Source organism: Pseudomonas sp. P867 (genome assembly GCF_019891455.1).
GTDB classification, from domain to species: domain Bacteria; phylum Pseudomonadota; class Gammaproteobacteria; order Pseudomonadales; family Pseudomonadaceae; genus Aquipseudomonas; species Aquipseudomonas synxantha_A.
Window position 1 is genome coordinate 362365 of the sequence record NZ_JAFLXB010000005.1, and the last position, 13784, is coordinate 376148.

17 protein-coding genes are annotated in these 13784 nt (G+C 59.7%); 9 read left to right on the forward strand and 8 right to left on the reverse strand.

Annotated elements, in window-relative coordinates; translation table 11 throughout:
* Positions 1-370: 370 nt before the first annotated feature.
* The 5 genes from J1G33_RS12365 to J1G33_RS12385 form a co-directional block, all read right to left on the reverse strand.
* Positions 371-742 (reverse strand): glutathione S-transferase N-terminal domain-containing protein, encoded by a 372-nt coding sequence (locus J1G33_RS12365; protein ID WP_078821935.1) that lies wholly within the window; start codon positions 740-742, stop codon positions 371-373.
* A gap of 101 nt (positions 743-843) precedes the next feature.
* The gene (gene folE / locus J1G33_RS12370; RefSeq protein ID WP_005789928.1) at positions 844-1389 is read right to left on the reverse strand and encodes a GTP cyclohydrolase I FolE; all 546 of its coding nucleotides are present in this window, start codon (positions 1387-1389) and stop codon (positions 844-846) included.
* 76 nt (positions 1390-1465) lie between these two features.
* Positions 1466-2023, reverse strand: a complete 558-nt coding sequence (locus tag J1G33_RS12375) for a Smr/MutS family protein (protein ID WP_005789925.1) — start codon at positions 2021-2023, stop codon at positions 1466-1468.
* A 75-nt stretch (positions 2024-2098) separates the two neighbouring features.
* Positions 2099-2419 (reverse strand): hypothetical protein, encoded by a 321-nt coding sequence (locus J1G33_RS12380; RefSeq protein ID WP_005789923.1) that lies wholly within the window; start codon positions 2417-2419, stop codon positions 2099-2101.
* Positions 2420-2555: 136 nt separating this feature from the next.
* Positions 2556-3146 carry a cysteine hydrolase family protein gene (locus tag J1G33_RS12385; RefSeq protein WP_032880134.1) on the reverse strand — a complete coding sequence of 197 codons (591 nt, stop codon included), beginning with the start codon at positions 3144-3146 and terminating at the stop codon, positions 2556-2558.
* 239 nt (positions 3147-3385) lie between these two features.
* Between J1G33_RS12385 and prmB the strand changes: the two genes are divergently transcribed.
* Positions 3386-4294 (forward strand): 50S ribosomal protein L3 N(5)-glutamine methyltransferase, encoded by a 909-nt coding sequence (gene prmB, locus J1G33_RS12390; RefSeq protein WP_032880136.1) that lies wholly within the window; start codon positions 3386-3388, stop codon positions 4292-4294.
* A gap of 67 nt (positions 4295-4361) precedes the next feature.
* Here prmB and J1G33_RS12395 read toward each other — a convergent pair whose 3' ends face one another.
* Positions 4362-5165, reverse strand: coding sequence for a hypothetical protein (locus J1G33_RS12395; protein ID WP_005789918.1), 804 nt, complete (start codon positions 5163-5165; stop codon positions 4362-4364).
* Positions 5166-5264: 99 nt separating this feature from the next.
* Positions 5265-6227 (reverse strand): alpha/beta fold hydrolase, encoded by a 963-nt coding sequence (locus J1G33_RS12400; RefSeq protein ID WP_223018162.1) that lies wholly within the window; start codon positions 6225-6227, stop codon positions 5265-5267.
* A 143-nt stretch (positions 6228-6370) separates the two neighbouring features.
* Between J1G33_RS12400 and aroC the strand changes: the two genes are divergently transcribed.
* The 4 genes from aroC (at position 6371) to J1G33_RS12420 (ending at position 9722) form a co-directional block, all read left to right on the forward strand.
* Positions 6371-7462 (forward strand): chorismate synthase, encoded by a 1092-nt coding sequence (aroC, locus tag J1G33_RS12405; protein ID WP_032880139.1) that lies wholly within the window; start codon positions 6371-6373, stop codon positions 7460-7462.
* Between the two features lie 90 nt (positions 7463-7552).
* The gene (locus tag J1G33_RS12410) at positions 7553-8716 is read left to right on the forward strand and encodes an MFS transporter (RefSeq protein ID WP_032880141.1); all 1164 of its coding nucleotides are present in this window, start codon (positions 7553-7555) and stop codon (positions 8714-8716) included.
* Complete coding sequence (locus tag J1G33_RS12415) at positions 8713-9243, forward strand: acireductone dioxygenase (protein WP_223018163.1); 531 nt, start codon at positions 8713-8715, stop codon at positions 9241-9243. The genes J1G33_RS12410 and J1G33_RS12415 overlap by 4 nt, the downstream gene beginning before the upstream one ends.
* 209 nt (positions 9244-9452) lie before the next feature.
* Positions 9453-9722 (forward strand): helix-turn-helix transcriptional regulator, encoded by a 270-nt coding sequence (locus J1G33_RS12420; protein WP_032880144.1) that lies wholly within the window; start codon positions 9453-9455, stop codon positions 9720-9722.
* A gap of 58 nt (positions 9723-9780) precedes the next feature.
* On the opposite strand, the gene J1G33_RS12425 is transcribed toward J1G33_RS12420, so the two are convergent.
* Positions 9781-10059 carry a DUF3509 domain-containing protein gene (locus tag J1G33_RS12425; protein WP_003172952.1) on the reverse strand — a complete coding sequence of 93 codons (279 nt, stop codon included), beginning with the start codon at positions 10057-10059 and terminating at the stop codon, positions 9781-9783.
* 405 nt (positions 10060-10464) lie between these two features.
* Between J1G33_RS12425 and J1G33_RS12430 the strand changes: the two genes are divergently transcribed.
* From J1G33_RS12430 to J1G33_RS12445, 4 genes are all read left to right on the forward strand, one after another.
* Positions 10465-12291: a long-chain-acyl-CoA synthetase gene (locus tag J1G33_RS12430; protein ID WP_223018164.1), complete on the forward strand. Its 1827-nt coding sequence runs from the start codon at positions 10465-10467 to the stop codon at positions 12289-12291.
* Between the two features lie 106 nt (positions 12292-12397).
* The gene (locus J1G33_RS12435) at positions 12398-12913 is read left to right on the forward strand and encodes an ankyrin repeat domain-containing protein (protein ID WP_078821929.1); all 516 of its coding nucleotides are present in this window, start codon (positions 12398-12400) and stop codon (positions 12911-12913) included.
* Positions 12914-12953: 40 nt separating this feature from the next.
* Positions 12954-13484 (forward strand): hypothetical protein, encoded by a 531-nt coding sequence (locus J1G33_RS12440; RefSeq protein ID WP_005789905.1) that lies wholly within the window; start codon positions 12954-12956, stop codon positions 13482-13484.
* 68 nt (positions 13485-13552) lie between these two features.
* Entirely contained in the window at positions 13553-13744 is a 192-nt protein-coding gene (locus J1G33_RS12445) for a PLDc N-terminal domain-containing protein (protein ID WP_003172956.1), read from the forward strand.
* Positions 13745-13784: the final 40 nt, after the last annotated feature.

The following is a 13784-nucleotide window of genomic DNA, read 5'->3' on the forward strand; positions in this document are numbered from 1 at the left end:
GAGTGGTGGGGCAAGAGCGTTTTGCTTACTTTTGACTGGGCCGGCATTCCGGCTTTTCAAAAGTGAGCCGCTGTAAAAGCGGAACCCTAAGTGGCCGTTACCGCAGGAATGGATATGTACACGGTATAACTGTGTCAGCTGTCAGGCCGCCTTCGCAGGCAAGCCAGCTCCCACATTTGGATCGCGGGGCGTCAGGTGGATAAGCATCGACTGTCCGGTCGTCACGGGAGCAAGCTCCCTCGCCACAGGTCCAGCGTCTTGCCGAAGATGTGTAGATATCAATGCTGCGATGCGAGCACCGCGGTGCAGCAGATGTACCGAGATGATGCAAGCGCAGGCAAGCCAGCTCCCACATTGACCGCAGCGTGCTTCAGACCGCAGCGAAGCGCTTGTCCAGGTAGTCGATGATCACCTTGGAGTCGTACATCCAGGTGGTCTGGCCGTTCTCTTCGATGCGCAGGCACGGCACCTTGATCTTGCCGCCTTGTTCCAGCAGGGTCTGGCGGTCCTGCTCGTTGTTCTTTGCGTCCTTCAGGGCTACCGGCACGTTCAGGCGATGCAGGGTGCGGCGGGTCTTCACGCAAAACGGGCAGGCGTGGAATTGGTACAGCGTCAGCGCCTTGGCCGCGTCGTTCACCCGCGCCTGTTGTTCGGCGGGGCGCTGCTTTTTGCGTGGGCGGGTCAGGAAATCGCCCGCGATGATAATCTGGCCGAGGCCCACTCGAAGTGCTTTGACGAACATGGCTGTTACCTCTTGCCCATAACTGAGGGGGCGCAGCTTACCTGATTTCTGCAGGCGAAAAAAAACCGGCGATGAACGCCGGTTCTTTCCTACCCAGCCCGTTACTTGATCAGGCTGAGAAATTCGCTGCGAGTGGCCGCGTTATCGCGGAACTCACCGAGCATCACCGAGGTGATCATCGACGAATTCTGTTTTTCCACACCGCGCATCATCATGCACATGTGCTTGGCTTCGATTACCACGGCCACGCCCAGGGCGCCGGTCACTTGCAGCACCGCATCAGCGATCTGGCGGCTGAGGTTTTCCTGGATCTGCAGGCGGCGCGCATACATGTCGACGATTCGTGCAACCTTCGACAGGCCCAGCACTTTGCCGCTTGGAATGTAGGCCACATGGGCCTTGCCGATAAACGGCAGCAGATGGTGTTCGCACAACGAGTACAGCTCGATGTCCTTGACCAGCACCATTTCGCTGTTATCGGAGCTGAACAAGGCACCGTTGGTGACTTCTTCGAGCGTCTGTTCATAACCGCGGCAAAGGTACTGCATCGCCTTGGCGGCACGCTTTGGCGTGTCGAGCAGACCCTCGCGGGAGACGTCCTCGCCGAGTTGGCCGAGAATCTCTGTGTAATTCTGTTCCAGGGACATGAAACTACCTGTGGGATTTTCGCAAAGCGCAAGGTTACGGTGGCGGGCACATCGCTGCAAGCCTGACGATGGCACTTTACTCGTCGCGGCCTTCGAGCATGGTCCGCTTGAGCATCACATACACCGCACCGGCACCGCCGTGGCGGGCCTGGCAGGAAGTAAAGCCGAGCACCTGGGCATGTTGACGCAGCCAGGTGTTGACGTGGCTCTTGATCATTGGCCGCTTGCCATCCAGCCGCACAGCCTTGCCGTGGGTGACGCGCACGCAGCGGATTTCGAATTTAGTCGCTTCGGCGAGGAACGCCCACAGGGTTTCCCGGGCCTTTTCCACGTTCATGCCGTGCAGGTCGAGGCTGCCTTCGAACGGGACCTGGCCGGCCTTGAGCTTGCGCATCTGGCTTTCTTGCACACCATCTCGGGCCCACATCAGCTCATCTTCGGGGCCGACGTCAATCACGAACTGATCCGACAGGCCATCCACGGTAGTGGCGTCGCTGCGCACGGTCGCGGCCTGGCGCAGCTTGGCGATCTGTGCCCGGTCGGTCTTGGGTTTGCCGGTGTCGGCGCGGTCGTGCTTGATCGGCTTGACGCCGCGCAGCTCGTTTTTGAACAGGGAAAAATCGTCGTCTTGCATGTCAGCCTCCGCGAAGGGCGGGCAGTTTACCTAAATCGCGGCGGCCAGGGCGCAGCAAACGCTATCCAAGCGCCATCAGTCGTGCTTTTTCATCAGGTGCGAGGCGATATTCAACGACAAGGGCTGACGCATCCGCCGACGGCTGCGGCGCCATAACCATACGCCCAACCACAGCACCAGCAGGCCGATCCCCAACAGGATCGCCGAGCCGCCCGGGCTGGCATTCAACTCGCCCAGTGCCGGCGAATGCCCAAACAGGCCGGCGCCACCAGCGCCTGCCAACAACAAGCCTATGATCGCCAGCAACGCGGCAATGCCCGCCACCAGGCGCAGACGCCAGTTGCTCGGGCCCTTGGGGCGCAAGCGACGAGCATCAAAACCATCGGATATCTTCATTCCGACCTTTCCTCCAGGGTATCGGCCCTTCGACCGGACAATACACAGGTTGTTCCGGAGGGAGGGGTAAATGCGCCAAATGAAAGGGCTTTGCGGATGAGCGGAGCAATAAACACGCCGCTCAACGCCAGAATGATCAGATCAGATCTTTAGTCAGTGCGAGGGTGGCGAAGTTGTCGGCCATGATCGCCATTTCGGTGTGCTGCACATGTTCGGCGCTCAGGATGCCGCCCTTGTAGGGCAGGTCGCGAGTGGCGCAGGCGTCTTCCACCAGGGTGCAGCGAAAGCCCAGGTTCTTGGCCGCACGTACGGTGGTGCTGACGCTGGAGTGGCTCATGAAGCCGCAGACGATCAGGTCCAGGGAGCCAAGGTCCTGCAAGTGTTTTTCCAGGCCGGTGCCGTGGAAGGCGCTCGGCAGCAGCTTGCCGATGATGGTTTCGTCACCCTCTGGCTCAAGCCCCGGGATGAATTCGCCGCGCTCGCCCTGTGGATCAAACAGACCGCCTACGGTACCCAAGTGGCGTACATGCACAATCGGGCGCCCGGCATTGCGCGCGGCGCTGACCAGTTGTTTGATATTAGCGACAGCTGCGTCCATGCCCGAGAGGGCGAGCGGGCCGCTGAGGTATTCCTTCTGGGCGTCGATGATCACGAGGGTCGCATGACTGAGGTTGGCTGCTGCGTAACCGCGACCGCTGAGTTGAAACATCGTCTTTGGAACGGACATTCTGGGGCTCCTGTGAGTGGGGCTTTTGCGACATTGTCCACTGGCTGAGCGCTTCTGTGAATCGCTACTATCGTAAGGTACGCCGTTGCTGGCGTGCAGCCATGTCAAGAGGTGGGCTTGTTTAACACAATGCGGGGCAATTGGATGAAATCCGACGTACGGCGCCAGTGTTTTCGTACATCGTCGGTACAGGTGAAGGCTGTTAGAATTGCCAGTCGTTTTTTCCAGGAGCTTGCCCCGTGATCACTTCCCGCCTGCGCACTTTGCGCGACCATATCCGTTGGGCTGTCAGCCGTTTCCATGGGGAAGACCTGTTTTTTGGCCATGGCACCGACAATGCCTGGGACGAAGCCCGGCAATTGGTGCTCGGCGCCTTGCACCTGCCGTGGGAAATTGCTGACAGCTACCTGGATTGCAACCTCGAAGAAGAGGAAATCTCCCATGTGCAGCGTTTACTGCATCGCCGTATTCACGAGCGTGTGCCCACCGCCTACCTGTTGAAAGAGGCGTGGTTCTGCGGCATGTCGTTTATTGTCGATGAGCGCGTGTTGATCCCGCGTTCACCGATTGGCGAACTGATCGAAAACCGCTTCGAACCCTGGTTGGCGCAGCCGCCGGCGCGCATCCTCGACCTGTGCACCGGCTCCGGTTGCATCGGCATTGCCTGTGCGTACGAGTTCCAGGAGGCCGAAGTGGTACTGGGTGACCTGTCCTTCGAAGCCCTTGAAGTGGCAAACCAGAATATCGAGCGCCATGGCGTCGATGAGCGGGTCTATACCGTGCAGGGCGATGGTTTTGACGGCTTGCCCGGCCAGCGATTCGACCTGATCGTGTCAAACCCACCGTATGTGGATGCCGAAGATTTTGCCGACATGCCGGATGAATACCAGCACGAGCCGGAACTGGGCCTGGCCTGTGGTGACGACGGCCTGAACCTGGTACGCCGGATGCTGGCCGAAGCGGCGGACCATCTGACCGAGAAGGGTTTGCTGATTGTCGAAGTGGGTAACAGCCAGGTGCATGTTGACGCGCTGTATCCGGAAGTCGACTTTGCCTGGCTGGACTTCCAGCGGGGTGGGCATGGGGTGTTCATGCTGACGGCTGAGCAGTGTCGCCAACACCAGGCCGTTTTCGCTGCCCGGATATAACTGCAGAAACTCGGTCAATGTGGGAGCTGGCAAGCCAGCTCCCACATTTTGATTGCATTTCAATCTATCAGCGGTGAGTGGCAATCCAGATCAACAACCCTGCCTGAAACACCGTAAACGCCACCAGGCACGTGATGGTAAAGCGCAGCCCGCTGTCCTCGCGCTTGAACTTGATGACTTTTTCCTCTTCCTTGCGCAGCTTCACTTCCTGTTCCGCCAGGTTCTGATCGGCCTGTTGCAGCATCTGCGCGGCTTCGAGGATCTCCACGAACTGCACCTTCTCGGTGTTCCAACTGTCCAGCACGTCGCCAACCTTGCCCGGCTGCACATTGCCTTTGAGGTGCTGCACGTCGGCATAGGCCACATCAAATCCCTGGATACGCAAAAAGTGATCACGACGCAGGCGCGTGGCTTCGTTGAGGGCGTCCTTGTTGGCCAGGTCCACGCCGTCGACGCGGTAGTGGGACCACTTCTTCTTCGCCCAGGCGGCGGCCTGAGCGACCAGGAAACGGCCGATCCCCCGGTTGGCCGGTTCGATTTCCAGGCTGTTGCCTGGGCCGAAATGCACGCGATGTTTATCGTGGTCCACCCAGATATCCAGGTGGTTCTGCTCGCGGCGTACTCGCTGGCCGGGCAGTTGAATAACCATGCGCAACAGGCTGTGGTGCTTGTCGTGGCGCTCGGCATAGCCGAACTGCACAAAGCGCAACGGCCGTGCGCCAGTGGCACGGTCGGTGGTCAGCGGAGCCAGGCGCAGCATCTTGAAGTGTTCGGCGTGGACGTCCGCCCACGGCAGGGCCGCCGCCTCGACGGCCGCGGTTGCAGTCGAGGTGTCGGCGGTAGATTCGGGTGTTGCTTCGGTGGTTGTCATGCGGCGCGATCCTGTCCAAGCCCAGCAAGCCGACAGTCTTTTTACTGTCGACTCTGGACTTATCGGCCGGTTTGCCCAGGACTGGAGCCAAATTGACGCTTAACGGAGTTGAAGTCCGTCGATAAACGCGACGATACGCTGGCCCAGTTCCGCAGCCAGGGGCAGTTTCGGGTCATTGTAGGACGCCAGTTGCTGCTTCACGTTGTTGGGCACGATGCGCATCACGTGGTTCATGCCTTCGATAACCGTCAACTGCGCGTCGGGCTTGGCGTGTTTCAACTGCTGGGCATCCGCTACGCCGACCTGAATATCGTTGGTGCCCTGGATGATCAACGCCGGCATGTTCAGCCTGGCGAAGGCGGCCGATGGGTCGGCGCGGAACAGGCTGATCAGATAAGGCTGCACGCTTGGTCGGAAGATGCCTTCGAGTGGGCGCGGCACGTCGGCATCCACTTGGCCGGCCTTGAGGTGGTCGAGGATTTCATTGCTGCGCAACAACAGGGCAGGGGGCAAGTGATCGGCCAGTTGCTGGCGAATCACCTGGTCTACCGGGCGGGCGCTGCCCGATAGGGAAATCACCCCGGCCGGCGCCAGTTGCGGCGCGGCGAGGGCGGCTACCAGCGCGCCTTCGCTATGGCCCAGCACAATCAACGGGCCCATGCGCTTGTCGGCCTTGAGCAGCTTGCCCCAGGCCACCGCATCGGACACATAGGCGTCCAGGGTGAGGTTGCGCTCATCCGGCGTGGCGGCCAGGCTGGCGGCGACCCCGCGCTTGTCGTAGCGCACGCTGGCGATGTTATGTCGGGCAAGCACCCAGGCCAGGCGCTTGAGGCTGTCATTGCGGGCGCCGTCGGCGCTGTTGCCATTGCGGTCGGTAGGGCCGGAGCCGGCGATGATCAGCACCACCGGCACCGGTTTGTCGGACTGCGGCAACAATAATGAGCCAAACAGTTGGCCGCTGCCGGTGTCCAGGCTGATAGGGCGTTGCAGTACCACAGGGGAGGCGGCCTGGACCGCGGTGGTAAACAGGGTAAGGGTGAACAGCAGAACTCGCAGCATCATCGCGCCATCATCAGTGAGGTGCCGGTTGGACCAATGTCTACCGGTAAGGTTTCGAGGATGAACTAGTCGGTTAGCCTGCGTATACTGGCCGCCTTAAGTTATTACGGTTGACTTGATTCAACTGATTTCACGGAGCGCCCTGCATGTCCGGCAATACCTTCGGCAAGCTGTTCACTGTCACCACCGCGGGCGAAAGCCATGGCCCGGCGTTGGTCGCCATTGTCGACGGCTGCCCACCAGGCCTTGAGCTGTCCCTGGACGACCTGCAGCGTGACCTCGACCGCCGCAAGCCCGGCACCAGCCGCCACACCACCCAGCGCCAGGAGCCGGACGAAGTCGAAATCCTTTCCGGGGTGTTCGAGGGCCGCACCACCGGCTGCGCCATTGGCTTGTTGATTCGCAACACCGACCAGAAGTCCAAGGACTACTCGGCAATCAAGGATGTGTTCCGTCCGTCCCATGCCGACTACACCTACCACCATAAATACGGCGAGCGCGACTACCGCGGCGGGGGCCGCAGCTCGGCGCGTGAAACCGCCATGCGCGTGGCCGCCGGTGCCATCGCCAAGAAATACCTGGCCACCCAAGGCATCGTCATCCGTGGCTACATGAGCCAGTTGGGTCCGATTGAGATCCCGTTCAAGAACTGGGACAGCGTGCAAGACAACGCCTTCTTCTGTCCCGACCCGGACAAGGTGCCGGAGCTGGAGGCCTATATGGACCAGTTGCGCCGCGACCAGGACTCCGTCGGTGCCAAGATCACCGTGGTGGCCGAAGGCGTCAAGCCGGGCCTGGGCGAGCCGATCTTCGACCGCCTCGACGCCGAACTGGCCCACGCGCTGATGAGCATCAACGCGGTCAAAGGCGTGGAAATCGGCGCAGGCTTCGCCTGTGTTGCCCAGCGCGGAACCGAACATCGCGATGAGCTGACGCCTGAAGGTTTCCTCAGCAACAATGCGGGTGGCATCCTTGGCGGTATTTCCTCCGGCCAACCGATTGTTGCGCACCTGGCGCTCAAGGCGACCTCAAGCATTACCACACCGGGCCGTTCGATCGATGTACACGGCAACCCGGTGGACGTGATCACCAAGGGCCGTCATGACCCGTGCGTCGGCATCCGCGCCACACCGATTGCCGAAGCCATGATGGCCATCGTGTTGATGGACCACCTGCTGCGCAACCGTGGGCAAAATGCCGATGTGCGCGTGACCACACCGGTACTGGGCCAACTGTGATCGCCGCCGGCAAGCGAGCTTGCCAGGGTGAGTGCGCTTGTTGTGGCGAGCGAGCTTGCTCGCGCCGGGCTGCGAAGCAGCCCCAATAAAATGACCCCACCGCTCCCATACTGGCGCCTTTCCAGCTTTTACCTGTTCTACTTCGCCCTGCTCGGGGCGACGGCGCCGTTCCTGGCGTTGTACTTCGATCACCTGGGCTTTTCCAGCGCGCGTATCGGCGAACTGGTGGCCATCCCCATGCTGATGCGCTGCGTGGCGCCTAACCTGTGGGGCTGGATCGGCGACTTCACCGGCCGGCGCCTGGCCATTGTGCGATTTGGCGCGGCCTGTACCCTGGCCAGTTTCTGCCTGATCTTCGTCAGCAAGACCTACGCCTGGCTGGCGATGGTCATGGCCCTGCACGCATTCTTCTGGCACGCGGTGCTGCCGCAGTTTGAGGTCATCACCCTGGCCCATCTGCACAAGCAAACCTCGCGCTACAGCCAGATCCGTCTGTGGGGCTCCATCGGCTTTATCCTCACTGTAGTGATCATGGGGCGGCTGTTCGACTGGCTGAGCCTGGATATCTACCCGGTCGTGGTGGTAGTGATCATGGCCGGCATCATCGGCGCCAGCCTGTGGGTGCCCAATGCCCAGCCTGCCAGCCATGGCAATCGCTTGGCCGGTGACGGTTTCCTCAAGCAATTGCGCAGTCCCGGGGTGCTGGCGTTCTATGCCTGCGTGGCATTGATGCAAATGAGCCATGGCCCGTATTACACCTTCCTCACCCTGCACCTGGAACACTTGGGCTACAGCCGTGGCGTGATCGGGATGTTGTGGGCCCTGGGGGTGGTGGCGGAGGTCCTGATGTTCCTGGCCATGAGCCGTATCCTGGCGCGTTTTTCGGTGCGCCGGGTGCTGCTGGCCAGCTTTGTGCTGGCGGCGCTGCGCTGGTTGCTGCTGGGCTCCTTTGCCGAATTTTTCTGGGTGTTGCTGTTGGCGCAGCTCCTGCACGCAGCCACATTCGGCAGTTTTCACGCGGCGGCGATTGCCTTTGTGCAGCGCAGCTTCGGTGACCGTCAGCAAGGCCAGGGCCAAGCCCTGTACGCTGCCTTGGCCGGTACTGGCGGTGCCCTCGGCGCCCTGTATTCCGGTTATAGCTGGAACCTGCTGGGCCCGACCCTGACGTTCAGTATCGCCAGCGTCGCTGCGCTGGCCGCCGCCATTATCATTGGCCTTCGATTGCAAGAGCCGAATCAAGGAACCGTGCAATGAGTTACGTAGCCGTTTACCACATCGCCACCGCGGACACACCCAACAAGGTGCTGACCCATTTCGACGACATCCAGTCGACCCTGGCCGAACACCGCATAGGCTTTGAACGTTGGCAGCCCAGCGTTATCGAGAAAGGCGCCAGTGACGCGCAAATGATCGCGGTGTACCGTCCACAGATCGATGCGCGCGGCTATGCCACGGCGAAGGTGATCAGCGTGACGGGCGACCATCCCCAGATGCATGAATTGCGTGACCCGTTCCTGGTAGAGCGCACCTATCGTGAAGATAACGCGTATTTCTTCATCGCCGGCCAGGGCCTGTTCATGCTGCATGTGGGTGATTATGTATACGGCGTGCGCGCCGAGAAAAATGACCTGTTGGTTATCCCGGCGGGTATGTCGCACTGGCTCGACATCGGCGAGAACCCGCACTTGGTGGCGCTGCGTTTGTTCAACACCGCTCAGGGCGAGGTGCCGACGTTCAGCGCAGATAACATTGCCGCGCGTTTTCCAGGGCTGGACGACTAAGCATAAATATCTAAATGTTCAACCCGGGCAAGTTGGAACTTGTTGTGGGAAAACGCCTGAATATTCGTAGGGCGAAGCTGTTTGTTCTGTGTTGTACGCTTTCACTCCGCTGGTTATGTAACTCTCTGTGCGGCGCCAATGTTTATGTCATCTGTCAATAGGAGGAGTCCGAAAGGCGGTGCCGCATCAGCAGATATAAGGAGAGAGCGATGAGCAGCCCAGAGCAGACGTGTGCCCCCATCGATAGCGTGCCGACGGCTATCAGAAAACGCCTGAACTTGTCCGGCAAGCCCCTGACCCCAACGGAGCTGGAAATCCTGCGGTGGGCTTCCGAGGGCAAGACCATCTGGGAGATCAGCCAGATTCGCGGCACCTCCGAAGCGGCGGTGAAGTTTCATCTGCGCAATATCTACGGCAAGCTGGACGTGACCAACCGGGTACAGGCGAAAAACGAAGCCACTCGCCAAGGCTTGTGCTGAAGGCACAAAAAAGGGCCGCGACGCTCAACGGCGTCGCGGCCCTTTTCATGTCTGTCGCTTATGCCGAATGGTAGGTCGGCAGCGCAAAGCGGTTCTGGCTTTGCAGCATGGAAATCTGCGGCAGCTCGCTGGCTTGTTCGGCCAGGTCACGGCGAATGGCGCTGATCACCCAGGTCAATTGATCGGCGGTGTGCAATTGCTGGTACGAGATCGAGCGCTTGACCTGTTTGCCTTCGCTGTTGCGCAGGGTCAACAGGATCCCACCGTCAGGACGTGGCTGGGTGGTGACGTCGTAGTTGGAGAATACCGAAGCGAATTTATCTTGGATCAGGCTCATGTCTATCAGCTCCATTGGCTCAAGTTGGCAAGCATGGAGTGATAGGTGCAGTGATTGTGCCAGTATTGCCTAAAGAAAAAACTCTTTAAAAATCAGGCACTTATAAAATAATCGAATTTTCATTTTCGTGCAATTTGCATGAAAGGCCATCGTGCATCCTGCATTTTGCGTTATTTAGTCGGCGCCTTTGCGAAGGTGTCGGGCTTGCCTTACAGCTATTGACCGCCTTTTTTGCCGGAAAATTCCGTTGCCTGCGGCGACTTCCCTTTGGGATACAAAACTTTTCAAATCCCGCGTGTACAGCCCAAGAAGGGCTGACGTATTTTCCTGTAACGCATTGGCGAGTGCTTACAAGCTCGTCAGGTATCTGGACTCGACCAAAAATAAGAAAAAGGAAGTCCCGCCATGAGCCATCGGCAAAACGACATGATTACCTGGGGCATGATGCTGCGAAAGGTGCCTGCCATCGTTCGGGCGCTCCCGCGTGTGGTACGCGGCATGCGCGCGGCCAATGTCACCGACCCCAGGCAACCCTGCGGCCTGGGCTGGCATTTCGAGCAAGCGACCTTGCGCAATCCTGACGGTGCCGCGCTGCTTTACGCTGACCAGGTGATCAGCTATCGCGACGCCAATCAGCAGGCCAATCGCATCGCCCATCACCTGCATGACCAGGGCATTCGCAAAGGCGACGTGGTAGCGCTGTTAATTGAAAATCGCCCCGAGTTGCTGCTCAACGTGTTGGCCGTGGCCAAGCTGGGCGGCGTCTGCGCCATGCTCAATACGTCGCAAACCCAGGGGACGCTTGTGCACAGCCTGACGCTGGTCGACCCGGTTGCCATTGTGGTGGGGGCAGAGTTGCTGAGCGCCTACGCAGCGGTGCGCGATCAGGTGCAGATCCCGGCCGAGCGCACTTGGTTTGTGGCGGATCAACCCGATGGCGCAGTTCCTGAGGGCTACATCGACCTGATGGCGGCCAGTGCCGGGCACCCGGTGGACAACCTTGCGATCTGCGCGCAGATTTCCTACAACGATCCCTGCTTCTATATCTACACCTCCGGCACCACCGGCTTGCCCAAGGCCGGCATCATGAAGCATGGGCGCTGGACCAAAACCGCTGTGAGCTTCGGCAGGATTGCCCTGGACATGGCACCGCACGACGTTCTCTATTGCACCTTGCCGCTGTACCACGGCACCGGTTTGTGCGTGTGCTGGGGCTCGGCCATTATCGGCGCGTCCGGCTTCGCCATTCGGCGCAAGTTCAGCGCCAGCCAGTTCTGGGAGGATGCGCGCAAGTTCAACGCAACCACCCTCGGCTATGTCGGTGAGTTATGCCGCTATTTGCTCGACCAGCCCCTCAGCGAACAGGATCGCGATAACCGCGTGACCAAGATGGTCGGCAATGGCCTGCGCCCCGGTGTATGGGCGCAGTTCAAACAGCGCTATGAGGTGGAGCATATTTGCGAACTGTATGCGGCCAGTGACGGCAATATAGGTTTTACCAACGTGCTGAATTTTGACAACACCATCGGCTTTTGCCTGCAGCATTGGGCGTTGGTGGATTACGCTCCGGACACAGGGGAACCGTTTCGCGGCAGTGATGGGTTCATGCACAAGGTCTCAACGGGCGGGCAGGGCTTGTTGCTGGCGAAGATCGATGAAAAGTCACCGTTCGATGGCTACACCGACCCGCAAAAAAATCGCAAAGTGGTGATCAGCGACGTGTTCGAGAAGGGCGACCGGTATTTCAATACTGGCGATCTGGTACGCAGCATCGGCTTCGGTCATGCGCAATTTGTCGATCGCCTGGGGGACACCTACCGATGGAAGGGTGAAAACGTCTCGACCACCGAAGTGGAAAACGTGCTGCTGCAACACCCGCAAATCGCCGAAGTGGTGGCTTATGGTGTCGAGATCGCGAACACCAATGGCCGTGCTGGCATGGTCGCCATCACCCCGAGTGAGTCTCTGGCTGCCCTGGACATGCGCGAACTGCTGCAATTTGCCCACGGCCAGTTGCCGCACTATGCGGTGCCGCTGTTCCTGCGGATCAAGGTAAAAATGGAAACCACCGGCACCTTCAAGTACCAGAAAATGAAACTCAAAGAGGAAGCATTCGACCCTGCCAAGGCCGGCAATGACCCGGTGTACGCCTGGCTGCCAGGTTCGCAGAGCTACGTGCCGGTTACCGGGCAATTATTGGCGCAGATCCAGGGCGGGCACTTTCGTTATTGATTCTGGCTATGGCGGCTTTTGACAAAAAAGCCATGACAGGGGGGAACTCCATCGCGACACTGGGCGCCTTATTCAGTTACACAAGCCGCCTCAGCAAGGAGCCCCCATGTCAGATCAGCCTAAACAAATGACCGAAGACGAAGCCGCCGAATTTGCCGAGCAGGTCTTCGACGTGGCCCGCCGCGGCGATGCAGCCATGCTTGCTGCGTTATTGGCCAAGGGCTTGCCGGCCAACTTTCGTAATCACAATGGCGACACCTTATTGATGCTCGCGGCCTACCACGGCCACTCCGAGGCGGTAAAAGTACTGCTGGAATTCAAGGCCGACCCCTTGATCGCCAATGACAAGAACCAGTTGCCGATTGCTGGCGCGGCGTTCAAAGGCAACCTGCCTGTGGTTCAGGCCCTGATCGAAGGCGGCACGCCGGTTGAGGCGGCCTCATCGGATGGGCGTACGGCGTTGATGATGGCGGCGATGTTCAACCGCGTTGAAATGGTCGAATACCTGCTCGGTCAAGGCGCCAATCCCAAGGCTACCGACGCTCAAGGTGCCACGGCACTGGCTGCGGCACAGACCATGGGCGCGGTGGATACGGCGGCGCAGTTGCAGAAACTGGTGTAGGCTACGCGCCCTCGAAAACCCGCCCGCTACAGGATCGCCCATGAAAACCGCCCTCGTCGAACTCATCAGCAAAATCAGCGCCGGCGTCATGGCTGAGGACGAGGTGGCACGTATTGCCGACGAAGCGGCGCAAGCCTACGCAGACCCGGCCGCTTTCCTGGCGGCTAACCCGGATATCAACTACGACGACAGCTTCCCGATACCGCTGGGGGAGTGGGTGGTGGTCGGCAGCCTGCCCGACACGGTGTTGTTTCAGGCTGATACCTACGGCGACCTGTTCGCGCAGATCGTCGCCTCGTTTGGTCCGGGCGTGGCGTTCAATCTCAAGCCCAAGCAATTGACCAAGACTGAAGACCTGACCGCGTTGAACCGCATCCAGATTCAGATGAGCGCCTTGAGCCCGGAAGACGGCGGTTATGTGCTGATGAACTTCAGTCAGTTGCTCGATGATGAGATCCAGGCGGTATTGGTGTTCGGCAACGACCTGCCGCGCGTGCTGCAACTGTGCGCTGAAGTCGGCATCAAGGCTGAGCCGTCGCTTGAGGCATTGAAGATCGCCGTGCACGTCTGAAATTAAAACGGAACCCCCGCCAAGGCTGACTATCCTACAAGTGCATGCCCTCACTTAGGAGCGACACCATGGGTTCCACTTTCAACGGCCTGATTGGCCTGATCATCCTCGCGCTGGATATCTGGGCGATCATCAACGTGTTCAAAAGCGGCGCAAGTACGGGCGCCAAAGTGCTGTGGATCCTGTTGATCCTGCTGTTGCCGGTACTGGGTCTGATTATCTGGGCTATCGCTGGGCCACGCGGTAACGTGCGGATCTGAGCGCCTCACTCCTCCTGGAGTCGGCGCAGTCAATGTGGGA

Excerpts from the sequence above, each read along its gene's own strand:
- J1G33_RS12430 (WP_223018164.1), top strand. The coding sequence starts at position 10,465 with ATGAGCCATCGGCAAAACGACATGATTACCTGGGGCATGATGCTGCGA.
- J1G33_RS12410 (WP_032880141.1), top strand. The coding sequence starts at position 7,553 with ATGACCCCACCGCTCCCATACTGGCGCCTTTCCAGCTTTTACCTGTTC.
- J1G33_RS12385 (WP_032880134.1), bottom strand. The coding sequence starts at position 3,146 with ATGTCCGTTCCAAAGACGATGTTTCAACTCAGCGGTCGCGGTTACGCA.
- J1G33_RS12445 (WP_003172956.1), top strand. The coding sequence starts at position 13,553 with ATGGGTTCCACTTTCAACGGCCTGATTGGCCTGATCATCCTCGCGCTG.
- J1G33_RS12435 (WP_078821929.1), top strand. The coding sequence starts at position 12,398 with ATGTCAGATCAGCCTAAACAAATGACCGAAGACGAAGCCGCCGAATTT.
- J1G33_RS12395 (WP_005789918.1), bottom strand. The coding sequence starts at position 5,165 with ATGACAACCACCGAAGCAACACCCGAATCTACCGCCGACACCTCGACT.
- J1G33_RS12425 (WP_003172952.1), bottom strand. The coding sequence starts at position 10,059 with ATGAGCCTGATCCAAGATAAATTCGCTTCGGTATTCTCCAACTACGAC.
- J1G33_RS12415 (WP_223018163.1), top strand. The coding sequence starts at position 8,713 with ATGAGTTACGTAGCCGTTTACCACATCGCCACCGCGGACACACCCAAC.
- J1G33_RS12440 (WP_005789905.1), top strand. The coding sequence starts at position 12,954 with ATGAAAACCGCCCTCGTCGAACTCATCAGCAAAATCAGCGCCGGCGTC.
- J1G33_RS12400 (WP_223018162.1), bottom strand. The coding sequence starts at position 6,227 with ATGATGCTGCGAGTTCTGCTGTTCACCCTTACCCTGTTTACCACCGCG.
- aroC (WP_032880139.1), top strand. The coding sequence starts at position 6,371 with ATGTCCGGCAATACCTTCGGCAAGCTGTTCACTGTCACCACCGCGGGC.
- J1G33_RS12375 (WP_005789925.1), bottom strand. The coding sequence starts at position 2,023 with ATGCAAGACGACGATTTTTCCCTGTTCAAAAACGAGCTGCGCGGCGTC.
- folE (WP_005789928.1), bottom strand. The coding sequence starts at position 1,389 with ATGTCCCTGGAACAGAATTACACAGAGATTCTCGGCCAACTCGGCGAG.
- J1G33_RS12380 (WP_005789923.1), bottom strand. The coding sequence starts at position 2,419 with ATGAAGATATCCGATGGTTTTGATGCTCGTCGCTTGCGCCCCAAGGGC.
- J1G33_RS12420 (WP_032880144.1), top strand. The coding sequence starts at position 9,453 with ATGAGCAGCCCAGAGCAGACGTGTGCCCCCATCGATAGCGTGCCGACG.
- J1G33_RS12365 (WP_078821935.1), bottom strand. The coding sequence starts at position 742 with ATGTTCGTCAAAGCACTTCGAGTGGGCCTCGGCCAGATTATCATCGCG.